This window comes from Draconibacterium halophilum (assembly GCF_010448835.1).
In the GTDB taxonomy this organism is placed as follows: Bacteria; Bacteroidota; Bacteroidia; order Bacteroidales; family Prolixibacteraceae; genus Draconibacterium; species Draconibacterium halophilum.
Genome location: NZ_CP048409.1, coordinates 452551 through 476382, shown reverse-complemented (window position 1 = coordinate 476382; position 23832 = coordinate 452551). Strand labels below are relative to the sequence as shown.

General features: G+C 36.8%; 20 protein-coding genes and 1 pseudogene. 13 read left to right on the top strand and 8 right to left on the bottom strand.

Annotated elements, in window-relative coordinates; translation table 11 throughout:
- Positions 1-8: 8 nt before the first annotated feature.
- The 6 genes from G0Q07_RS01820 (at position 9) to rsgA (ending at position 7247) form a co-directional block, all read left to right on the top strand.
- Positions 9-1577 carry an aspartyl protease family protein gene (locus G0Q07_RS01820; RefSeq protein WP_163344475.1) on the top strand — a complete coding sequence of 523 codons (1569 nt, stop codon included), beginning with the start codon at positions 9-11 and terminating at the stop codon, positions 1575-1577.
- Positions 1577-3097 carry an STN and carboxypeptidase regulatory-like domain-containing protein gene (locus G0Q07_RS01815; protein WP_163344474.1) on the top strand — a complete coding sequence of 507 codons (1521 nt, stop codon included), beginning with the start codon at positions 1577-1579 and terminating at the stop codon, positions 3095-3097. The genes G0Q07_RS01820 and G0Q07_RS01815 overlap by 1 nt, the downstream gene beginning before the upstream one ends.
- Before the next feature lie 196 nt (positions 3098-3293).
- Complete coding sequence (gene rbfA / locus G0Q07_RS01810; RefSeq protein WP_163344473.1) at positions 3294-3638, top strand: 30S ribosome-binding factor RbfA; 345 nt, start codon at positions 3294-3296, stop codon at positions 3636-3638.
- A 123-nt stretch (positions 3639-3761) separates the two neighbouring features.
- Entirely contained in the window at positions 3762-4892 is a 1131-nt protein-coding gene (locus G0Q07_RS01805; protein WP_163344472.1) for an ABC transporter permease, read from the top strand.
- 198 nt (positions 4893-5090) lie between these two features.
- Positions 5091-6119 (top strand): L-threonine 3-dehydrogenase, encoded by a 1029-nt coding sequence (gene tdh / locus G0Q07_RS01800; protein WP_163344471.1) that lies wholly within the window; start codon positions 5091-5093, stop codon positions 6117-6119.
- Positions 6120-6296: 177 nt separating this feature from the next.
- Entirely contained in the window at positions 6297-7247 is a 951-nt protein-coding gene (rsgA, locus tag G0Q07_RS01795) for a ribosome small subunit-dependent GTPase A (protein WP_163344470.1), read from the top strand.
- Between the two features lie 81 nt (positions 7248-7328).
- Here rsgA and mnmA read toward each other — a convergent pair whose 3' ends face one another.
- The 7 genes from mnmA to G0Q07_RS01760 form a co-directional block, all read right to left on the bottom strand.
- Positions 7329-8378 (bottom strand): tRNA 2-thiouridine(34) synthase MnmA, encoded by a 1050-nt coding sequence (mnmA, locus tag G0Q07_RS01790; protein ID WP_163344469.1) that lies wholly within the window; start codon positions 8376-8378, stop codon positions 7329-7331.
- A complete protein-coding gene (gene uvrC / locus G0Q07_RS01785; protein WP_203532650.1) occupies positions 8371-10197 on the bottom strand; it encodes an excinuclease ABC subunit UvrC in 1827 nt (608 codons plus the stop codon). The genes mnmA and uvrC overlap by 8 nt, the downstream gene beginning before the upstream one ends.
- The gene (locus G0Q07_RS01780; RefSeq protein WP_163344468.1) at positions 10198-10719 is read right to left on the bottom strand and encodes an adenine phosphoribosyltransferase; all 522 of its coding nucleotides are present in this window, start codon (positions 10717-10719) and stop codon (positions 10198-10200) included.
- Between the two features lie 27 nt (positions 10720-10746).
- Complete coding sequence (gene mnmG, locus G0Q07_RS01775) at positions 10747-12627, bottom strand: tRNA uridine-5-carboxymethylaminomethyl(34) synthesis enzyme MnmG (RefSeq protein WP_163344467.1); 1881 nt, start codon at positions 12625-12627, stop codon at positions 10747-10749.
- Positions 12624-13061: an rRNA maturation RNase YbeY gene (gene ybeY, locus G0Q07_RS01770; RefSeq protein WP_163344466.1), complete on the bottom strand. Its 438-nt coding sequence runs from the start codon at positions 13059-13061 to the stop codon at positions 12624-12626. The genes mnmG and ybeY overlap by 4 nt, the downstream gene beginning before the upstream one ends.
- 92 nt (positions 13062-13153) lie before the next feature.
- Positions 13154-13564 carry an ATP-binding protein gene (locus tag G0Q07_RS01765; protein ID WP_163344465.1) on the bottom strand — a complete coding sequence of 137 codons (411 nt, stop codon included), beginning with the start codon at positions 13562-13564 and terminating at the stop codon, positions 13154-13156.
- Positions 13554-16841 carry a DUF4175 family protein gene (locus G0Q07_RS01760; RefSeq protein ID WP_163344464.1) on the bottom strand — a complete coding sequence of 1096 codons (3288 nt, stop codon included), beginning with the start codon at positions 16839-16841 and terminating at the stop codon, positions 13554-13556. The genes G0Q07_RS01765 and G0Q07_RS01760 overlap by 11 nt, the downstream gene beginning before the upstream one ends.
- A 437-nt stretch (positions 16842-17278) precedes the next feature.
- Here G0Q07_RS01760 and G0Q07_RS01755 point away from each other — a divergent pair, with 437 nt between their 5' ends.
- Positions 17279-17653, top strand: coding sequence for a response regulator (locus G0Q07_RS01755; protein ID WP_163344463.1), 375 nt, complete (start codon positions 17279-17281; stop codon positions 17651-17653).
- 11 nt (positions 17654-17664) lie between these two features.
- Complete coding sequence (gene ruvB / locus G0Q07_RS01750) at positions 17665-18687, top strand: Holliday junction branch migration DNA helicase RuvB (RefSeq protein ID WP_163344462.1); 1023 nt, start codon at positions 17665-17667, stop codon at positions 18685-18687.
- A 104-nt stretch (positions 18688-18791) separates the two neighbouring features.
- Here the strand turns inward: ruvB and G0Q07_RS01745 are convergent, their stop codons facing one another.
- The gene (locus G0Q07_RS01745; protein WP_163344461.1) at positions 18792-19865 is read right to left on the bottom strand and encodes a glutaminyl-peptide cyclotransferase; all 1074 of its coding nucleotides are present in this window, start codon (positions 19863-19865) and stop codon (positions 18792-18794) included.
- 103 nt (positions 19866-19968) lie between these two features.
- Between G0Q07_RS01745 and G0Q07_RS01740 the strand changes: the two genes are divergently transcribed.
- The 5 genes and pseudogenes from G0Q07_RS01740 to G0Q07_RS01725 all read left to right on the top strand — a co-directional run bounded on the left by G0Q07_RS01740 (position 19969) and on the right by G0Q07_RS01725 (position 23829).
- Positions 19969-21453, top strand: a complete 1485-nt coding sequence (locus G0Q07_RS01740; RefSeq protein WP_163344460.1) for a lipopolysaccharide biosynthesis protein — start codon at positions 19969-19971, stop codon at positions 21451-21453.
- Positions 21454-21565: 112 nt separating this feature from the next.
- Positions 21566-22018, top strand: coding sequence for a ribose 5-phosphate isomerase B (gene rpiB, locus G0Q07_RS01735; RefSeq protein WP_163344459.1), 453 nt, complete (start codon positions 21566-21568; stop codon positions 22016-22018).
- Positions 22019-22830, top strand: a pseudogene (locus G0Q07_RS20580) (LUD domain-containing protein); the annotation flags it as partial.
- A gap of 42 nt (positions 22831-22872) precedes the next feature.
- Positions 22873-23385 carry a 4Fe-4S dicluster domain-containing protein gene (locus G0Q07_RS20575; protein WP_246223016.1) on the top strand — a complete coding sequence of 171 codons (513 nt, stop codon included), beginning with the start codon at positions 22873-22875 and terminating at the stop codon, positions 23383-23385.
- Entirely contained in the window at positions 23386-23829 is a 444-nt protein-coding gene (locus G0Q07_RS01725; protein WP_163344458.1) for an RrF2 family transcriptional regulator, read from the top strand.
- Positions 23830-23832: the final 3 nt, after the last annotated feature.

Sequence of the window (23832 nt, the reverse complement as noted above, 5' to 3'; positions counted from 1 at the left end):
TAAAAGTCATGAAACCTATAAAATGGAATAAAATAAAAATTATCGTTCTAATGGCCTTGCTGGCTTTGTTAGTGGTACCTAACACCAGTTTTGCCCAGGATACAAAGAGCCAGGCGCTCGATCAAAACATCAGTATTTATGCTGAAGACGAGCCACTTTCAGATGTTATTGAAAAGATATGTAAATACCTGGACATTGATTACTCGTACAACGCCGATATGGTTGCAGATAAAAAAATCAGTTTAAACGTATCGAACAAGCCTTTAAAATATGTGCTCGATAAACTGATGAAAGATTTCTATTTGCTTTTTGAAATTGAAGACAACTTGCTGGTAGTGCGCGATTACGTTCCTATAGATGAAAGTATGGAATACGAAAATACCACGCAACAATTTGCCAGCACAAACCGCGGTTTTTTGTTCGATAACCCACGCGATAAACGCATCACGATCAACTTTAAATCGGCAAGTAATTTAATTATCATTCCGGTTAATATTAACAACTCAGATACCCTGAATTTTATTCTCGACACCGGCGTTCGCCAGCCTATAATTACCGAGCTTCCGTTTATTAACAAACTGAATTTGAACTACATGATGCCGGTTAAGGTAAAAGGACTTGGTGAAGGAGAATCGATAACTGCCTACCGTTCAGGGAATAACGTTATGCACATTGACGGATTAACAGCCCGTAACCAGGAGGTGCAGATGATTATTGACGAGAACTTCCAGATTTCGCATATGTTGGGAGTTCCGGTTCACGGATTAATTGGCTTTAATCTGTTTAAAGATTACATTGTAAAAGTTGATTACCTGAATGAAAAGCTGACTTTGTACAAACCGGAATATTTTAAATACCGCGACCGACGAAAAGATATTATTATGCCATTGCATTTTGATGGAAACAAACCGTTTGTGCGTACAACAATTGTTACCGACGAAATGAAAGAAGTTCCGGTAAAACTACTGGTTGACACCGGTGCCAGCGATGCACTTTGGTTATCAGAAAATTCGGACGAGCGAATTAATTTACCACAAAAGAATGTTGAAACATTTTTAGGCCGTGGTTTAAACGGCGACCTGTACGGAACAAAAGGAAGAATTGATGCCATTTGGATTGGGCCGCGCTTATTGACAAAACCAATTGTAGCCTTTCCAAATTCAAAACAAATCGATAGCCTGATTTCGGTAAACGACAGAAACGGAACAATTGGCGCAGAAATTTTACGACGATTCTATGTTACAATCGATTACCGGAATAAGCGTTTAACATTGCGCCCAAATAATGATATTAAAGAAGATTTTAATTACAACATGAGCGGAATGGAAGTTACCAATCCAATGCCCGGATTACCCATTTTCACCATTGCCGATATACGTGAAAATTCGCCCGCACACATTGCCGGATTACAGGAAAACGACCAGATTATTCGTATTAACAGCAGTAACCACCAGTCGCTCGAATTAAACGATATTAATCTACTGCTTCAAAGCCGCGAGAATAAAAAAATTAGACTTACAGTACTACGAGACGGAGAAGAATTTAAAACTTCTTTTCATCTGAAAAAGATGTTTTAATGCAGCCGGTAAAGCTACTGATCATATTATCAACCATCCTGTTGCTATCCTTTACTACAAAAGGCCAGCAGCAGGATGGCTCTATTTTCGAGCGCCGCATCAGCATTTATCAAACCAATCAGTCGCTCGATTTTATTTTAGAACAGATCAGTTGGCAGGCTAATGTATTTTTTTCGTACGATGCTACCATTATCAATACCGAACAAAAAGTTAGTATATCGGCACAAAACAAGTCGTTATACACTATTCTTAATCAACTTCTCGATACAACTCACTATCGTTTTAACGAGTTGCAAAATCAGGTAATAATTACCCGCAAATCGGATGAAAAAGTATTAACGGCAGCACAAGATACAGTGCCGGTAAAATATTTTTTTCTTTCGGGTAAATTAATTGAAAACCGAAAAGGACGCGCCGTTCCTTTTGCCTCGGTTTCCATACTCAAAGAACCAATTGGTACCATCAGTAATACTGATGGCGAGTTTTTGCTAAAAGTTCATCCGTCCTACATCCGCGATACCATTGTTATTTCGTGCATGGGTTACGAGCAAAAAATGTTTCCGGCTAATCAATTGCTCGATGAAGATCTTTTTATCCTTGATCCCGCTTCAATTAAAATAAAGGAAGTAAAAGTTACGGCCGTTACCACCGAAAAACTTCTGGTGAATATGCGGGCAAATTATAAGAAAAATTACACTCCTTCAACCAAATTAATGACCGCCTTTTACCGCGAAACTGTTCAACAGGATAAAAACTATATAAGCGTTTCAGAAGCAGTAATGGAAGTGTTAAAAGCACCTTATATTGGAACTACGCGTGGCGATTTGGTACGATTGATAAAAGGCCGAAAAAGCCGTGATGTTCAACCCTTTAAATGGCTGAATTTTAAATTAATGGGGGGGCCGTTTACTATCACTGAGCTGGATGCCGTAAAAACCATTGAAACCTTTATTAATCCAGAATACGAGCAGGCTTATGAGTACCAGATAAGCGATGTGATTTGGTATGAAAACCAACCGGTTTACGTAGTCGAATTTAAACCTGAGTCCAACGAATTTTACCCTCCTTTTGAAGGAGAAATGTATGTTCACCGTGAAACATTTGCACTTGTACATGCCAATTATCATTTAAATAAGGCGGGCCTAAAAAAGGCTGAAGAGATTATGATAAAAAAGAAACCCCGCAAAGTTAAGGCGCGGCCAACATACGTACATTACCAGGTAAATTACCGCCAATACCAGGGAAAATGGCATTTGGCATCTGCAAAAGCATCGGTTAAATTTAAGGTTCGAAGTAGAAGAGACCGAATAAATTCGGAGTTTCACAGCGTTTCCGACCTCTTGATAACCAACATTCAACCCACCGATTTAAAGCGTTTTAACAAAAACGAACGTTTTAAGCGAAACGATATTTTTGTGGAAGTACTGGGAACCTACGACGAAGATTTCTGGGAAAACTACAATATCATTAAACCCAACGAAAGCCTGCGAAATGCTTTTAAAAAATCGCTGTTCAACTGATTATACCAATTCTATTTCGAAATGAGTCTTAAATTGTTTTAGATGCTTTGTGCTTTGACAAGGCCAAAAGTTGAGGCATAGCGTGAGCTACGGTAAAATTTTGAAACGAAGAATATGGCTCATTTTGATGTAGTTTTCGTATTAATCTTTCTGTTTCAAGGTTTTTGAGTAATTTTGAAGCTTATAATCAGAAACAATGGAACAATACAGCACAAGACAGAATAAAATATCGAGGCTCATTCAACGCGAAATGGCCGATATTCTTTTAAAAGTAAATAAAGAACGCTTCCCGGGCAAACTCATTAGTGTAACAAACGTTCGTGTTACAAAAGATCTTGGTATAGCACGTGTTCACCTAAGTATTTTCCCTTCGGAATTTGGAAACGAAATTCTTGAAGAAATAAAACTTTCAAGTAAACTGCTGCGTGGCGAACTGGGCCGGAAAACAGGAAAAAGCCTGCGTGTTATTCCTGACCTGGAATTCTACCTGGACGACAGCCTCGATTATATCGACAACATTGATCAGCTGCTGAAAAAATAGTTTCCGAAATTTTTCGTTTTTCAAACAAAACAACAGCGTTTGAACTTACCATTTTTCATAGCAAAACGTTACTTGTTCTCCAAAAAAAAGCAGAACATAATTAACATAATTTCTTGGATTTCGATGTCCGGAATTGTGGTAGGTACCATGGCTATTATTATTATTGTTTCGGTATTAAACGGCTTTACTGATCTGATAGGAATGTTCTACAGCGACTTTGACCCCGACATTAAAATCTCATCAGTTGAAGGGAAAATGTTTGATCCTGATAGCATTGATATTGAACAGATTAAATCGTTACCGGATGTGGTTTCGTATGCCGAGGTAATTGAAGAGGTTGCCTTGTTACGCTATGGAAAACGCCAGTTTGCAGCTACAATAAAAGGTGTTCCCGATAACTACCCGGATTATACCAATATTGATAAGCTGCTGATAGAAGGCGAATACTATCTGGAAAAAGATGGTATTGATTACGCTGTTGTTGGTCGTGGTATTGCCAATAACCTTGGCGTAGGAGTTTCTTTTCTCGATCCCTTGCATGTTTATGTACCCAAAAAGGGGAAACAGCTTTCACTGAATCCGTCTCGAGCTTTTAACCACAACTATCTTTTCCCATCGGCAGTTTTTGCTGTGCTTGAAGATGTGGATGCCAAATATATGCTGGTATCAAAAGAATTTGCAACCGAACTTTTTGACAATGAAAATAACATATCGGCAATTGAACTTGCCCTTGCTGATGGAGCAGATGTTTACGATATCCAGAATAAACTGAAGGAAATTCTGGGAACCGGGTTCCACGTGAAAAACAAAGAACAGCAACACGACCTGGTTTTTAAAACCATGAAATCGGAAAAGTGGGCCGTTTATTTTATACTGGTTTTTATATTACTGCTGGCTTCCGGGAATATGATCGGAAATTTAACCATGCTTTATATTGATAAAAAAGAGGACATTTCAATCCTTAGTAGTATGGGACTTCCTATAAAACAAATCAATCGTATTTTTCTTTACGAAGGCTGGTTGATTTCACTGGCCGGTGGTATTTTAGGCACTATTTTAGGCGTATTTGTTTGCTGGCTACAGATTACTTTCACGCTGGTAAAATTGCCCGGAGCAGGTGGTTCTTTTGTTATTTCTGCTTACCCGGTTCACATCGTTTTTACCGATATCATTTTAGCTTTCTCTGCAGTTTTAATTATTGGATTTATTGCTTCATGGTACCCCGTTAAATTCATGTCTAACAAACAGTTATAACCTTCAAACATCAACTAATTGATGAAGTTTCAAAACTGACTTTCCTTAGATTTTCGCTAATATTTTTGTTTTAACTTGCACCAGATAACAACCAACAAGTTTAATTTGGATGAAACGAGCTTATAAAATATTTTGTGCTCAAAGGTTTGATTATAGCGAGTTACATGAGTTATCGCTAAAAAATGTAAATACTAACAAATGAAAGCAATTGTAAAGAGTAAACCCGAAAAAGGCATTTGGATGGAAGACGTTCCGATGCCCAAACCAGGAGCAAACGATATTCTTTTAAAAGTACAAAAATCTGCTATTTGCGGCACCGATTTGCACATTTACAAGTGGGACGAATGGGCACAACAAACCATTAAAACACCGGTGACTATTGGGCACGAATACATGGGAACTGTGGTAGAAGTAGGTTCGGAAGTTGACCGTGTAAAAGTGGGTGAACGTGTTACCGTTGAGGGCCATATTTCTTGTGGATTTTGTAGAAATTGCCGCCGCGGGCGCCAACACATTTGCGATAATACGATTGGAATTGGGGTAAACCGTGATGGTGGTTTTGCTGAATATATTTCCGTTCCGGCAAAAAATGTGCTGCACATCGATCCACGAATTTCTGATGAAATGATGGCTATTATGGATCCGCTGGGAAACGCCACACACACCGCTTTATCCTTTCCTATGTTAGGCGAAGATGTACTAATTACGGGAATTGGTGGACCAATTGGATCTATGGCTGCTGCTATTTGCAAGTTTGCCGGAGCCCGCAACATTATCGGTACCGATTTGAGTAAATACCGCCGCGATATGGCCCGAAAAATGGGTGCTACGCGTGTTATCGATCCTACAAAAGAAAGCATAAAAGAAGCCATGAAAGTACATCACATGGTTAGTGGTTTCGATATTGGTTTGGAATGCTCCGGATCGCCGGTTGCCTTTAACGACATGGTAAATCACATGTACAACGGTGGCAAAATCAGCTTGCTCGGACTGTTACCGAAACGTACGCAAATTAATTGGAGTAAACTCATTTTTAAGGGATTAACCCTTAAAGGAATTTATGGCCGCGAAATGTACGAAACCTGGTATCACATGGAAATGATGCTTACCTCGGGACTCGATATTTCACCCATCATTACGCACCGTTTTAAAGCCAACGATTATCAGAAAGCCTTCGAAATTATGGAATCCGGTGATTGTGGAAAGATAATCTTAGACTGGGAATAAATAACTTTTAGTGATAACCTCACTAGGAGTGAGGTTATCACTATTCAAAGCACCAAGTTTGTTTTGGCCATACTTTTCAACCTGTTTCACCATTGTTCCACGTGAAAAATTCGCTTGCTCTTCACTAAATTTCCTGATAAACAGCAGAAAAACTACCTTTGCAGAAAATTTAATAGTTTGAACGAAGGATTAGTAATAAAATCGACCGGCAGCTGGTATACCGTGGAAGATGAAAACGGAAATACCTACGAATGCAAAATAAAGGGCAAATTTCGTATTGAGGGGATTAGGAATACAAATCCTGTTGCTGTGGGTGATCGTGTGGGATTTACCCTCCAAAACGTGTCTGCCGACCAAAACATAGCACAGGTTGGATTGATCACAACAATTCATGAGCGAAAAAACTATATTATTCGCCGCTCCATTAATCTTTCAAAACAGGCTCACATTATTGCTGCCAACATCGATCAGGCGGTGCTGGTGGTAACCATGCAATACCCCGTTACCACCACAACATTTATCGATCGCTACCTGGCTTCGGCTGAGGCATATCGCATTCCGGTAATGATAGTTTTTAACAAGGCAGATCGCTACAATGAAAATGAAACGGAAGAGATGGACCTCTTGATGCAGATATACCGTAATATTGGCTATAAATGTCTTAAAACATCGGCAAAAGAAGGAACCGGTATTGATGCGTTGAAAGAAGCTTTAAAAGATAAAACCAATGTTATAAACGGCCATAGTGGTGTTGGAAAATCAACACTCATCAACCTTATTCAACCGGGGTTGAATTTGAAAACGATGGAGGTTTCCAATTCTCACAAAACCGGCAAACATACCACTACACATTCCCAATTGTTCAAGCTAGATTTTGGCGGTTATATTATTGATACTCCCGGAATAAAAGCCTTTGGTGTTTTAGAAATGGAACCGTGGGAAATTTCGCACTATTTTGTTGAGATATTTAAATTTTCGGAACACTGCCAATACAATAATTGTTCGCACACACATGAACCCGGTTGTGCCGTAAAAGAGGCTGTAGAAAATTATCAAATCGCTCCTTCCCGCTTCAGAAGTTATTTGGGATTATTAGAAAAGGATGATAAACATCGTCCGGCATTTTAATTTCTTTTTACGCTTCTTAAAAACGTAAAATTAAGCTATTCGTGTATTTGATATCGAATCTGACAATTTGATAGATTTTATTTATTCTGCCGATTTAATAAATCCACCTCCTACCAAACGGTCATTATGATAAAAAACTGCTGTTTGACCCGGTGCTATCATTGCTTCAGGTTCTAATAATTCGACCTCAGCCACAGTGTCGCTTAAAATATGCAAATTACAGCGGGTTTGCTGAAGTCTGTAACGTACCTTAACAACTAATTCAATACCCAACTTAATAACCTCATTATCAATAATATAATAATTTTCTATATGCAGTTTAATACAGTACAAATCATCATATTTTGCTAACACAATTTCATTGTCATCTAGACGAAATTCTGCCACAAATAGTGGAAAATTCATATTTAAACCCAATCCGCGTCGTTGTCCGATGGTATAATTGAAAATTCCCTTATGCTGTCCTAAAACGTTCCCATTTTCATCTACAAAATTTCCGGGTTGCGATTTTATGCCTCTGTTTTTTAAAAAATTCCGGTAGTCATTACCATCAATAAAACATATTCCCAGACTGTCTTTTTTTTCCGACAACGACAGAAAACCTTTTTCCTTTGCTATTTCTCGAATCATAGTTTTTTCATAATTTCCCAGTGGAAAAATCAATTTATAGACGATCTCTCGTGGCAATCCCCATAAGAAAAATGACTGATCTTTTTCCGGATCTTCACCCTGAAACAGATATTTTTTATGCTTATAAAATCCAGTCTTCACGTAATGTCCTGTGGCAATATTTTCACAATTGTTTGCAATTGCGTATTTATTGAGGTAGTTAAATTTTAGATTTGGATTGCAATAAGCACACGGAAATGGAGTGCGCCCTTTTATATATTCATCGATAAAATAACTTACAACCTGCTCTTCAAATTCCTTGCGTAAATCAACCGTAATGTGTTTAATTTTTAAACTCTCTGCTAAGGCGATTGCGTCTTTCAAAAAATGATGATTTTGATCGTCGGTTCCGCTAAAAAGAAAAGTAATTCCGATTACAGTATAACTTTGCTCTTGCAATAACATAGCAGAAACAGAGCTATCGATTCCTCCGCTCATTCCAAGCAAAACTCGTTTATTCATCTTTTTGTTTTTGGAAATAATCGTAAACAACCCGTGCTTTTGCTTTTCCAATCGATGCTTCTAAAGCTTCAAGTTTTTTTAGTTTTATCTGTTTTACTGACTTGAAATCCTTTAAAAGTTTCTCTGTTGTCTTCTCCCCTATTCCATTTATATTTCCCAATTCAGAAGAAATAAATACTTTCGATCGTTTATCCCTGTGAAATGTAATTCCAAAACGATGTGCTTCATCTCTTAAATGCTGAATAATCTTTAATGTTTCAGAATTTTTATTGATATAAATGGGTACAGAATCTCCTGGAAAATAAATTTCTTCCAAACGTTTTGCAATTCCAATAACGGAAATTTTTCCACGCAGCTCCAGTTTATCAATAGCTTTCATTGTTGACGATAGTTGGCCTTTTCCGCCATCAACAACTATAAGCTGTGGCAATGATTTGTTTTCTTCTTTAAGGCGCTTATAACGGCGGAAAACCACCTCCTCCATTGAAGCAAAATCGTTAGGTCCCTCTACCGTTTTAATATTAAAATGTCGGTATTCTTTCTTTAAAGGTTTCGCGTTTTTAAAAACAACACAAGCCGCCACAGGGTTTGTCCCTTGCAGATTACTGTTGTCGAAACATTCAATACGCTCGGGTAATTCCTTTAACTGGAGGTCATTTTTAATGGTATTTAGTATTCGATCTGTTCTTATATTGGGGTTTTTAATTACCGCTTGTTTCTCCTTTTCAAGCCTGAAATACTTGGCATTTCTTTTTGAGAGATCTAAAAGCTGCTTCTTCTCCCCTCTTTGTGGCACTCTAAACTTGACATTATCTATAACGTTTTCTAGCTTAAAAGGCACCAGAATCTCACGGGCGTTACTAAATATCTTTTGCCTTATTTCAATAATTCCTGCTAAAAGGAGTTCTTCAGTAGTCTCATCCAAACCCTTTTTTATTTCTAAAGTAAAGGTCTGAATAACGGCTCCTTTAATAATTTTCAAGTAATTAATAAAGGCAAAGTTTTCATCCTCTTCTATCGAATAAACATCAACATCTGTTATTACAGGCGAAACAACAGTAGAGCGGCTCTGATATCGCTTCAAAGAATCGTATTTCTCTTTAATGGCGTGTGCATCTTCAAAATTTAAATTATCCGACATTTGAGCCATAATACCCTCTAAGTGCTTAATTACACCTGTAATGTTTCCTTTTAAAATATCAGTTATATCGGCAATTCCCTGGTCATATTCTTCATTTGAAATATGCCCTTCACAAGGTCCTTTACAGTTACCAATATGATATTCCAGACACACTTTATACTTTCCGGAGGCAATATTTTCATGCGATAAATTGTAATTACACGTTCGCAATTTATATTCCGATTTAAACAAATCGAGCAGTGTTCTTACCGTATAAACAGATGTGTACGGACCAAAATATTTAGATCCGTCACGAATCAAATCTCTGGTCTTAAAAACGCGTGGAAATGGCTCGTTTTTTATACATATCCACGGATAGCTTTTGTCATCCTTTAATCGAATATTATAGCGGGGCTGATACTTTTTAATCAGGTTATTTTCCAACAACAAAGCATCCTGTTCACTCTCAACTACCATGTGCTTTATATCGGCAATGTTCCGCACCAATAAAGCTGTTTTCCGGTGATCGTGATTTTTTGTGAAATACGAAGAAACCCGCTTTCGCAGGTTTTTTGCTTTTCCGATATAAATTATTGTATTCGACTGATCAAAATACTGATAAATACCGGGCTTATTCGGCAACACCGAAATAAGCGTTTTTAAGTGATCAATGTTTTTATTTACCGTTTTGTATTTCAATTACTGATATTTTACTAATACCTGAGTTTCGTATTCTTTTAATATCGTTTTGTTTGGCGTATCAATAAATTCGAGATCACAAATAAAACTGAAATAAATTGTTTTAACACCACATTTTTTTGCCAGGTTAAGAGCAGCAACAGCAGTTCCTCCCGTAGCCAACAAATCATCATGAATCAATATTACATCGTCTTTCTCAAGCGCATCACTATGCATTTCCACGCTGTCCATACCATACTCCAGTTCATATGACTCACTTATAACTGCACCTGGCAATTTTCCTTTTTTCCTGATTGGAATAAAACCGGCATCGAGCTTATTTGCAATTGCTCCACCAAAAACAAAGCCTCTTGCTTCAAGACCCACCACCTTTGTAATTCCCTTCTCTTTAAAATTATCCACTATAGAATTAGTAACAAACTGTAATGCTTCTTTATTCTTAAAAAGCGAAGTAACATCTTTAAAGCTTATTCCAACTTTTGGGTAATCCGGAATTTCGCGTATTTCTTTTTTTAAATTCATTTTTATAAAATTGTTCCACGTGAAACACTAACGTCCTAAAAGCACCAGTAATACGTTTATATCGGATGGCGATACGCCAGAAATTCGTTTTGCCTGTCCTATTGTTTTTGGATTGATTTTTTCCAACTTTTGACGTGCTTCAGTAGAAATCGATTTCAATTCGTTATAATTAAACTTATCCTCAATATTTATATTTTCAAATTTATCTAACTTTTCAGCCAATAATTTTTCTCTTGAAATATATCCTTCATATTTGATAACAATTTCGGCTCCTTCAATAATTTCTATTTTTCTATCCACAGGAACCTTTTCGAGAAACGTTTTAAACGGGGTAATCACTTCAATCAAATCAAATATTGAAATCTGAGGACGCAAAATAAGGTCGTATAATTTTACTCCTTGCTTTAATTCTGTTGTTCCTTTATCGGTAAGTAACTGATTTACAAAGCGTGGCTTAACTGAAAAGTTTTTACCGAATTCAATAATTTCATGAATTAGCCCCGTTTTTTGTTTCAGTAATTTTACACGTTCCAGCGAAGCAAGACCCAATTTATGGGATTTTTCGGTTAAACGGATGTCTGCATTGTCTTGTCTCAACAGAATTCTAAATTCTGCCCTACTTGTAAACATCCGGTATGGTTCGTCCACTCCTTTTGTTACAAGATCATCAATCAGAACTCCAATATAAGCCTCGTTCCGTTTTAAAATAAAAGTATCGTTATTTCCTTCACTTTTTAAATGCGCATTAATTCCGGCAACTATTCCTTGTGCACCTGCTTCTTCATATCCGGTTGTTCCATTTATCTGGCCGGCGAAAAATAAATTACCAATGAGTTTTGTTTCAAGGGTATGATTTAACTGCGTCGGATCAAAATAATCATATTCAATTGCATAACCCGGCCGAAATATTTTTGCCTTCTCCAGTCCAGCAATTTTGTGTAATCCCTGTAACTGAATCTGCCATGGTAATGACGATGAAAACCCATTAAGATAATATTCAATGGTATTTTCACCTTCCGGTTCCAAAAACAACTGATGCTTTTCTTTTTCAGCAAAAGTTACCAATTTCGATTCGATACTCGGACAATAGCGTGGCCCGGTACTTTCTATGGTACCATCGAACATTGGTGACTGTTCAAAACCTTTTTGCAATTCGCTATGTACTTCTGAGTTTGTATGTGTAATCCAGCAGGAACGCTGTTTCAACCGAGTTTCTGTACCGGGTAAATACGAGAATTTATAATGTTCTGTATCGCCCTTTTGTTCCGTTAGTTTTGAAAAATCAATGGTTCTTCCATCAATACGTACAGGTGTTCCGGTTTTCATTCTTCCGGTTGTAAAACCTGCCTCCAACAACTGTTCAGAAATATTATATGAAGCCGCCTCTCCAATACGTCCTCCGGCAAGCTTTTCCTGCCCTATATGCATTAAACCGTTTAAAAAGGTTCCATTTGTCAATATAACCGTATTCGATTCAAATTCGATGCCTATTTTCGTTTTAACGCCTTTAACCTTATTATCTTTTATTATCAATTGAATAACCGCATCTTGCCATAAATCAAGATTGTTGGTATTTTCCAGAATACTTCTCCATTCTTCAACAAACCTGAATCGGTCGTTTTGGGCGCGTGGACTCCACATAGCAGGACCCTTCGACTTATTTAGCATTCGAAACTGGATAGTGGTTTTATCGGCCAAAATACCTGAATAACCACCCAATGCATCAATTTCGCGTACGATTTGTCCCTTTGCAATTCCACCCATAGCAGGATTACACGACATCTGACCATACTTGGTCATATCCATTGTAATAAGTAATGTCTTTGATCCTAGGTTTGCAGCTGCAGTTGCTGCTTCGCATCCGGCATGTCCTCCCCCAACAACAATTACATCATATTTCTCCATCATACCTTCAGTTCTTTAAAATCAATTTTTGAAAGATAAAACTCTTCCATTTTGGTCATCTCCTCTTGTTCATCATCCGTTTTATCTTTGTACCCTACTAAATGCAGAACTCCATGTAATACAACACGATACAACTCTTTAAGTTGCGCTATTTTATAGTATTCTGCATTTTCATTCACCCTGTCTATACTTATAAATAAATCGCCCGAAATTACATTTTTCTCCACGTAATCAAAAGTTATTATATCTGTATAATAATCATGATCGAGATATTGTTTATTCATCTCCAATAAAAACTTATCGGAGCAAAACACAATTGTTAGCTCTCCTACCTTATATGTTTCGTTTATTATAAGTGATTCAACCTGTTCTTTTAAAAAGTGTTCATGGAATGATACTGGCTCAATATCTTCAAAATAAAATTCTATTGATTTCATCGTATTAGAATTGAGAGTGTCCTGTTTTGTAACATTTAACTCCCGTATTTTTTAATGATGTGCAAAATTGAGAAAAATATTTAATAGTCGTTTCAATCACAGCTAATTTCGAAACTTAAGCTATTACCCTTACTATTAAATTTAACATTTTGTGCGATGCTTTTGATAATATGCAATCCTCGTCCTGTTTCTTTTAACAGATTATCTGTATGTGTTGGATCCGGAACTTTTTCAATATCAAATCCTTCGCCTTCATCGGTAACTCGTACCTGTATCAAGTGACTTTTACAATCGATATTAAGCTCCACTGTTTTCTGATGATCTTCTTTGTTTCCATGAACAATAGAATTTGTCATCGCCTCAGAAATACATAAAAAGACCGGATTAAAGCATGATTTTGGTATATTATGATAATTGAAAATGGCCTTTACAAATTTTTCAACATTATTAATTTCTGTGCTTATCGATTTTATTACCAATATGTTAGTTGGTTTATTCTTCACTCTGGCGTTCAATTTTGTTTAGATAATTTTTATATTTTTTATTGTAAAAATTATTTAATGTATTCGAATTACGATTCAAATATTCTATAGAAAAGTTCTCCTTTTCTTTATACTCAAAAAACGTAACAGGGTTACTATAAAAATCTTCAGCACTTTCCGACTCGCGTTTATCTTCAAATTCGCGTTCATTTTCAGCCTTTTCAGCTTCCAGTAAGCGGGTAGTTATAAGGTTTTGACGTGCAATTGTTTCCGCATTTATTGATTTATTCATCAACTCTCTGCGGTTTTCCTCCAGCATCTGGTCAATTTGTTTGAATGTCTCCTGCGCCTGGCTTCCGACATTGCCGTTATTCATTAAATCGCGGAGCATTTGCTGCATCATTTCGTGCTGCATAAGGCTCTGTCCCATTTGTTTGCTTAAACCCTGCGAGTTTCCGTTTTTCATCTGTTCAATCATCTTTTGCAACTGTTGTTTTATACTTTCAGATGATTCCTTTAAATCCCCCATACCACTACTCCCCTGTCCGGGATTTTCGCATTGCTGATCACCCGGTTGCGCGTTGGCCTGTTGTTTCTCCAGCTGCTCCAATGATTCGTTTAATAAAAGTGCCAGATTATTTGTTGCGGTAATTACAAATTGCTGACTACTTCTGGCTTGCGGAAATAGCGCCTCTTCCAGTTGTTCACCCGATTTGGCAAGATTTATTTCCATATCCACCAATTCGTTATTAATCATACTTGAAATTTGTGGAGTACGCATAGCCAGTGTATACAGTGAGTCTCTCACAATTTTACTCTGATCTTCAATCCTTTTTTGTTCTCTATTCAGTTCTGTTAATCGCGGGTCTTTTGCACTTATTCCACTTAAGCCCCTTAAAACATCCTCCTGATTAAATGATAACAATACCAGGTTACTCAAAATCTGTCTCAGGTTTTGAATGTTCTCCTGGTTTTGTTGCATACTGTTCATGTCGAGCATCTGCTGCATGGCAAAAGCCGCATTTTTCATTTGCTCTGAGGTTTTCTGAATGCTTTGACTCGATTTTTTTCGATTCTTTTTTTCAAGATTTTCCTTACTGTCTTCAGTACTTTTTTCCAGTTCATCAAATTCTTCGTCAAAATCATCAAAACCAATTGGTTCCTCCAATTCCTTATTCATTTCCAGCGCTTCTTTTAAACGCTTCTCAATATCCTTGATGTTTTCCTGATGCTCACTTACTTTTTCGCTGGTTTCTTCGTAATTTTTCTCTTCGCTCACCTCTTGAGCCATATTTTCTTCTTCCATGGCCATTTCGCTCATTTCGTCCGCAAGTTCCTGTAATTTTTGTTCTACCTTGAACTTTTTAAGCATCTCCAGATTTCTGTCCAGTTGTTTCTGCAAATCATCCATTGTCACGTTCATATCACGCGTCAACTCGTTCAACTTTTTACTGTCAAACTCTTCAGCAAGCTTATTAAATTCATCCATTAACTCTTGCAACTCATCCGTAAAAACTTCCTTTAGCAATTCTTCTATTTGCTTTTGTTTTTCGATGATTTCCTGAGAATTATCGCTAAATGAATTTAAATAATTATTCAATTTCTTATTGTCCTCCTTTATTTTGTCGTAGAGTTTTTCGAGTTGATTTTGTTTCTGAACAATATCATTTACCATCTGCGATTTTTCCCAATCGGATGTGTTTGTATCCATATTTTTAATCTGCAGATTTTGCAAATTATTTTGAATTTCCTTTGATAATTCCTGGCTCTCAGCAATCATCTTTTCAAGATTTTCAAACTGTTCTTTTTCATTAGCTTCCAATTCTTCTTTGTCAGGAAACACAAAAGTATAACTGTCGGATGTTGTGGTTTTATATCCGTTTATCACATCGTTATCCGACACTGAAAAATAATAAGAAACAGCTCCGTCTGATTCAATATCGTTAAAATCGTAACTAAAATAAAATTCCTGATCGGCTACATTTTTTGAAAACGGTAATGCTATCGCCGTATCTTCATTTGCAATATTGTAATGAAATTGAAGGGCAGAAAAACCATAATCATCGCCAATTACTCCTTTGAAAAAGAAACGTGTTAAACGAGTTGAATCTTCAATACGCATAACTTCTATGTCAGGATAAATATCCGGTATAACATCAATATTATACGACAATGCCAATTCTTCTTCAGTAACTTTGTTTCGGATATAAACATTGTAATCAGTTGATTCATAAACCTTTTTTTCGACTTTAAATGTGGCTTCATTTTGAGTTGCATTTACCCGAACCGAGTCGTTAAACACCAATGCCAACGAATCTACATCGATGCCTGTGAACTGCCATTTTAAAATTGTTCCACATGGAACCTGCAAATCTCCGATGTTCTCAAGCCGTTGTGATTCTGTTAATGTGTATCGAGGTGGATCTACATTAACAGTAAAAGAATTAATACCCGGTTTTGGTAATAACTGTAAGGTATAACTATCTGATTTATAATTTAAATCGGTAAAATAGAACGAAACGGGATTAATAACCGATGCCATTTCGAATTCATAATTACCTGTTTCTTTTGTTTTCATCAGGTAATTATTTCCCTCTATATTAATATATACGATTTGAGGAATTTCATCCCCTTCGGCTTCAACTATTACCGTATACGAATCTCCTTTTTTCGCTTTTAACGTTTCGTTTTTAATATGAAATGAAAAAGGGGCCGGTTTTACAAACTCCTGATTAAAGTGTACCAGCCGGTTTGTCGATTCAGTAAAAATATTTTTATTGGATAACAATATCCCTGAAGCTATTAAAATACTAATTAATAAATAGATAGAAACTATTTTAATATTCTTATACTCAATTGCTTCATTAAAATTGAATACTTTTAGCTCATCAATTTTCTGATCGATACTGGCAATTAAAAGCTCGTTTGAATACTGTTTTTCGTGTAAGTCTGATAACTCAATTATATTCAATAATTTATCTTTAATCTCACCAAAATGCTTTTGTATAAGATTTGTAGATGATTTTAAATCAATAGGTTTTAAAATATGCAGCAATCGAAATAAAGGAATAAAAATAAACTGTGTACTTATTAAACCGGCGAAAATGATAAAGCCGTAAAAGATAACTTTACGCGTTAAAGATGAAAGGTAAACATAGTACTCAACCACAGAAAACACTGTGTATAAGGTAATTAACAATATAAAAACCAACGCTGCCCCTCTTACCAGTTTATACAACCCGTATTTAAACCTAAACGCATTTAGTTTATTAACAAGTATGTTGAAATTTTCTGTCATTCTATTTAAACTTCTTATTTATCAACGCTTTAATTTTTATACAAATTGTTAGTAATTGTGTATAACCATGTAAACAAAACAAAAGTAATCTTTTATACTAATTTTTGCATTCTTCAATTTTTTCATCATATAAAAACGCATTTCAAAAACAGGCGTTAATTGATCTGTTTTTTGATGGTACTTTATCCACACGAAATACACCTGTTAAAAACGTAAGTTATATTTTCACAATTACTATCAACAGATGTTGAAAAGTAAAATTATATACTTACCTTAGAACACATTAACCCTTAAAATAGTTGTTGAAAAATGGAGAATAACCATGTTTACAGGAATTGCACAAAAGGTGATAAATAGTAATTAACAATTGCTAACAGGATATAATTACTAGTATTAATTTTTAAATTTGTATAATTAATAATAATAATAAGAGAAGTTTGGACATACTACTTGTTGAAGACAACCTATTAAATCAGAAAGTGGTTATATTTAATTTGAAGAAATATAACTACAACGTTATTCCAGTTACCAACGGACCCGAAGCTATTGAAAAAGTAAAGCAACACACTTACGATCTGGTGTTAATGGACATTATGCTACCCGAGATGGATGGTTATGAAATAACCGCAGTGATCAGGGAATACGAAAAAGAAAATGGTGTTAAAAAGCCTGTTCCCATTATCGCCATAACAGCAAATACGCTCGATAACGACCGTGATAAGTGTTTTAGCGTAGGAATGAATGAGTATCTATCAAAACCTTTTACGGCTGCACAGCTTATCGAAAAAATACGCATCTTTATTCCCGAATAAGATTTGTGCTGATGGAAGATGAGTTAGATATTAGAGGAAATTCATATGCTGATACGGAAAAGGAACTAGATAAACGTTTGCGTCCACTGGAATTCGATGATTTTAGCGGACAAAAACAAATTGTTGAAAACCTTGAAATTTTTGTAAAGGCAGCGCTTATGCGTGGCGAAGCTTTGGATCATGTTTTACTTCACGGACCTCCGGGACTGGGAAAAACAACCTTGTCGAATATTATCGCTAATGAATTGGGAGTTGGCATAAAAATTACTTCCGGACCGGTTTTGGATAAACCGGGTGATCTGGCAGGTTTATTAACTAATCTGGAAGAAAATGATGTGTTATTTATTGATGAAATCCATCGCCTCTCTCCTATCGTTGAAGAATATCTGTATTCGGCTATGGAAGATTTCCGTATTGATATCATGATTGACAAAGGTCCGAGTGCACGATCTGTTCAAATTGAACTGAATTCGTTTACGCTTATCGGAGCCACTACCCGATCAGGATTATTAACGGCGCCACTGCGGGCACGTTTTGGTATTAATTCGCACCTGGAGTATTATGACGGCGATATTTTAACGCGAATAGTTAAAAGGTCGGCAGGTATACTGGATGTACAGATAAGCGACGAGGCGGCTCATGAGATAGCTTTCCGGAGCCGTGGCACTCCGAGAATAGTAAATTCTTTGCTTCGTCGGGTTCGCGATTTTGCCCAGGTAAAAGGCGACGGTACCATTGATATGGATATTACACGTCATGCACTGGCAGCTTTAAACATCGATAAATATGGTTTAGATGAAATGGATAACCGTATTTTAGTTTCTATTATCGATAAATTTAAAGGCGGACCCGTGGGAATTACTACCATTGCAACAGCAGTTGGCGAAGAAGCCGGCACAATTGAAGAAGTGTACGAACCGTTTTTGATAAAAGAAGGTTTTATAAAACGAACACCACGCGGAAGGGAAGTTACCGAATTGGCTTATAAACACTTAGGTCGGATAAAATACGGCGACTCTCCCGGCCTTTTTTAATATTAGAATGATGAATTTCGATTAACGATTTAAGATTTATGATCGGAACAGAAGTACATAATTTCAGTTGTAATATACTTCTAAAATCTACATTCGTAATTCTTTTACTTTTCTATAAACTTAACTTCGAATAACATTGGCCACAATTTTCCCGTAACAAAAAAGCGGTCGTTTTTGGCATCGTAAGCAATTCCGTTTAGTACATCTATCCGGTCGTTCGAGCGATGATACATATCAATCAAACCTTCCATGTTTATTTCTTCCAGGACTTTACCGGTTTTGGCATCAATTTTAACAATGTAGTTCGTGGTATAAATGTTGGCGTAAATAATTCCGTCGATGTATTCCATTTCATTAAGAACATTCATATTTCCACGGTTATTGGCTACCTGCACAGTTTTAACTATCGAAAAATCATCGGGATTCAACCATGTTAAAATATTGGTTCCATCACTCATTATCAGGTTGGTACCGTCGTTTGTTAGTCCCCATCCCTGTGGTGATTTGTAAGTAAAACTATCGATTACAGCAAAGGTCTCCAAGTCGTAAACAAAACCCTTTTTAGCACGATAAGTTAGCTGGTAAATTTTATCGTTTAAAATGGTGATTCCTTCACCAAAATATTTGTCTTCCAAATCAATAGATTGAACAGGTTCGCCGGTTTTAATGTCAACTTTCATCAGTTTTGAATGCCCCTCTTCACCGGTTCCTTCGTACAAATAACCCTTGTAATATTCCAATCCCTGTGTGTACGAAGTTTTTAAATGCGGATATTTAACTTCCACCTGGTAAGTCAATTGTTTTGGTGCTATTTCAGAAAGTACATTGATCGTTTTTACCCGGCTGTTATTTAATCCATCGGTTTTTTCGGCATTTACTTTAAAACTGGTGTTCCCTACCCGATCCAGTTCAACATCTGGAATTTCAAATTTCAGCTCATCACTCTCTTGAAGTAATTTGCCCTCGTAATACACTTTTACCGATTTTAGTTCGCCGTCGCGTAAACGGGTTTTTATATTTAAAGTTACTTTATCGCCAGAAGTATATAGTTGTTTTGCCGGTTTAATGCTTATTGTACTTACCGGTTTTCGTGGTCGTTTATTCGATTTATTTGAGCACGAAAAAAAGCTAACGAGCAAACAAAATACAAGTACTATTGGGAAAAGGTTTCGATTCATTATTCTGCTATTTTTGACTTCAAAGATAAAACATATTGTAAAACGTTGTTTTATTGAAATGCATGAAAGCAAATGATTTTATCTTTGCCTAAAATTTCAACTATTGAATCCATTTAAAAAATTAGCAAGCGATACAGCCATTTACGGGGTTAGCAGCATTGTGGGCCGCTTTTTAAACTGGTGGCTTGTCCCCTATTATTCGTTTATGTTTTTGCCCGGCGATTACGGTGTGGTAACCAACATGTACGCGTATGTGGCATTTTTGCTGGTACTGCTTACCTACGGAATGGAAACCTCGTATTTCCGTTTTGCCTCAAAAAGCGACGATCCTGAAAAAGTGTATTCCACATCGATGGTTTCCTTGTTTTTTACCACTTTTTCGTTTGTACTGCTGGCCGCAGCTTTCCGAAACGAAATAGCTGCCTGGATTCATTATCCCGATCATCCGGAGTATATTTTGTGGTTTGCCATAATTTTGGGTGTCGATGCGTTTACAGCAATTCCCTTTGCGCGGCTCCGGCTAAAGAACCGGCCCATAAAATTTGCCTTTATAAAACTGGTGAATATTGGTTTTAATATCGGCTTTAACCTGTTCTTTATTTCACTGTGCCCAAGTATTTTATCCAATAATCCTGATTCAATTATTTCAACCGTTTATTCAGCTGATATCGGCGTAGGTTATGTGTTTATTTCCAATTTACTGGCTTCGCTGATTACCCTGGTATTACTGCTTCCCGAGATCTTTAGAATCTCATTTCAATTTGATAAGAAGCTGCTAAAACAAATGCTGAGTTATGGTTTCCCTATTCTGATCGTTGGATTAACGGGAATGATCAATCAGAATATCGATAAAGTGCTGATTCCATTTTTGGTACCGCAAGATCAGGATCCGATGTTTCAGCTTGGAATTTATGGTGCCAATTACAAGCTGGCGGTATTAATGAATATGTTCATTCAAGCGTTTCGGTATGCGTTTGAACCCTTTTTCTTTGCCCGCGAAGGATCAAAAGACGACCCGAAAATATATGCTGTTGTTATGAAATATTTTGTCATTTTCGGATTGATCATTTTCATTGGAATGGTGCTGTTTATTGACCTTATAAAGATTATTGTCGACTCTGAATACCATCAGGGATTAAAAGTGGTGCCCATCGTGTTAATGGCCAATCTTTTTTATGGCATGTATTTTACGCTTTCGTTATGGTATAAATTAACCGATAAAACCCGATATGGCGCTTATATGGCTTTAATTGGAGCTGTTATTACTTTGGTTTTAAACCTTACGCTGGTTCCGGTAATGGGTTATATGGGGTCGGCAATTGCGGTATTTAGCTGCTTTTTGGTTATGCTGCTTATCTCCTATTTTTTGGGGCAAAAACATTTTCCGGTGCCTTACGATCTGAAAAGAATAGGTAGTTATTTTTTGGCAGCTGTGGTTATTGTGGGCCTTTCGCAATTTACACTCGATTTATCAGTAATAGTGAAATACTCCATTAATATTGTTTTAGTATTGGCTTTTATCCTTCTTGTTTTTAAATGGGAAATAAATGAACTGAAGCGATTTATTCCCTTTATAAATAAGTCGTAAATTATTGATATATATTAGTTTATGACTGCCATATTTAACTTTTGTTTACCCTTCATACAACAAATATTAAGAATAAATGAAATAAATATCAAAAAGTATTAATTTTGTACAAATGAAGAATTTAGAGGGAAAAATAATAGCCTTGGCAAGCGATCATGCCGGATTTGCAAAAAAGCAGGTGATTAAAAAATTTTTGAATGACAATAATATTGCATTCGAAGATTTGGGATGTAATTCTGATAAAAGTGTTGACTATCCGGTGTATGCGCACAAAATGGGTGAAGCCATTGAAAGCGGTGCATTTGAAATTGGCATTACTTTTTGTGGAAGTGGGCAAGGAATAAGCATTGCTGCAAACAAGCATCAGGGTGTGCGTTCAGGAGTTTGTTGGAATACTGAAATTGCTGAATTGGCTCGCCAGCATAACAATGCAAATGTTTGTGCAGTGCCCGGTCGATTTGTTTCTGATGAAGAAGCTGTTGCGATTGTAAAAGCTTTTTTAAGTTCGGAATTTGAAGGTGGACGACATGCCCGACGAGTAGACATGATTCCTGTTGAAAATTAAATGACAGCTCATAAAAAAATATTTCTCAAGGATTCAAAAATTGCTTTTGATAAAAAACACCGGAAGACGTTAAATTTTAATATTTCGAAATACGACGAAGCTGTTGCGAAAGGTAAACTTCGTTACCGAAATATGGATTTAGCCAAACACCGTGCTTCTTATCTGAAAAAGAAGGTGGTTTCTAATCTTGCGCATTATCTTGAAACGTTTGAAACAAATGCCAAAGCCAATGGAATTGATGTGGTTTGGGCTCGTGATGGAGAAGAAGCTGTTTCGGAAATCATAAAAATTTTGAAAGAGAATGAGGCGAAACTTTTGGTAAAAAGTAAGTCGATGATCTCGGAAGAAATTGAATTAAACGAAAATCTTGAAAAAGCTGGTTTTGAACCGGTTGAAACTGATCTGGGAGAATTTATCGTTCAGGTGGCGGGTGAAAAACCTTACCATATTTTAACGCCGGCAATGCACAAATCGAAAGAAGATGTTGCCGAGCTTTTTCACAAAAAATTTGAAACACCCGAGCATTCAACACCAACCGAATTAACCCTTTTTGTGCGAGAAGTACTGCGCGAAAAATTTACTTCTGCCGAAGTGGGTGTTACAGGAGCTAATTTTTGGTAGCAGATGTTGGTGGAGTAGCACTTACCGAAAATGAAGGAAACGGTTTTATGTCGGTTTCTTTTCCGAAAGTGCATATTGCAATTTCCGGAATTGAAAAACTTATCCCGTCGATCGACGATTTGCAGCTGATGTTTCCTTTGTTGTCGGCTTTAGGAACCGGACAACAGGTTACCGTTTATAATTCGCTGATTACCGGACCAAAACGTACGGATGAAGCCAATGGGCCGGAAAAAATGGTGGTGGTATTACTCGATAATAATCGGACAAAAATTGCTGCGCAACCAAAACATGTTGATGCTTTAAAATGCATACGTTGCGGCGCCTGTTTAAATGCCTGCCCCATTTATAAAAATGTGGGCGGATACACCTACAACACCACTTACAGTGGACCAATCGGCTCGGTAATAACGCCTTTTATGAAAGGCTTTGATAAATACAATCATTTAAGTTTTGCCTCCACGGTTTGCGGGGCTTGCACCGATGTTTGCCCGGTAAAAATACCGCTGCACGACTTGTTGCTTTTAAACCGAAAAATTGCGGTTGACGAAAACCAGGGGAATTTTGCCTGGAACAAAGGAATGAAGGCCTATGAATGGGCATTCAAAAAACGAAAAAACCTGGACCGGGTGAATGGAAAAATGAAAAATACGCTGCTAAAAGCCAACAAAAATGTGTTGGGAAAACAAAAGAAATTTCCTGCTTTTGCAGAAAAATCATACAGCAAAACAATTTTAAATTTAAAATAGATGTTATCGAATACATGCAAATATGCACTCAGAGCGTTGATTTATCTCGGTAAATTTTCAAAAGAAGATAAACGAATTGGAATCAAAAAGATTTCGGAAGATTTGGGTTTATCATCTCCTTTTTTAGGTAAAATCCTGCAAAACCTGGTAAAACAAAAATTGCTGGTTTCAACCAAAGGACCAAATGGTGGTTTTTCGCTTTCGCGCGATGCGTCAGAAATTTCGTTGTGGGACATTGTTATTAAAGTTGACGGCGAAGAGTTTTTCACCAACTGCCTTATTAGTTTAGAGCCGTGTAAAACGCACGATCCGTCGAAACCGCTGTGTCCGGTGCACGCACAATACGAAAAGCTGCGCCAGGATATTTCACATTTTTACAAAAACACTTCGCTGGAAACGGTTGGAAAAGACATCGATAAATACGAGGATCTGGTAAAACTCTGAGTA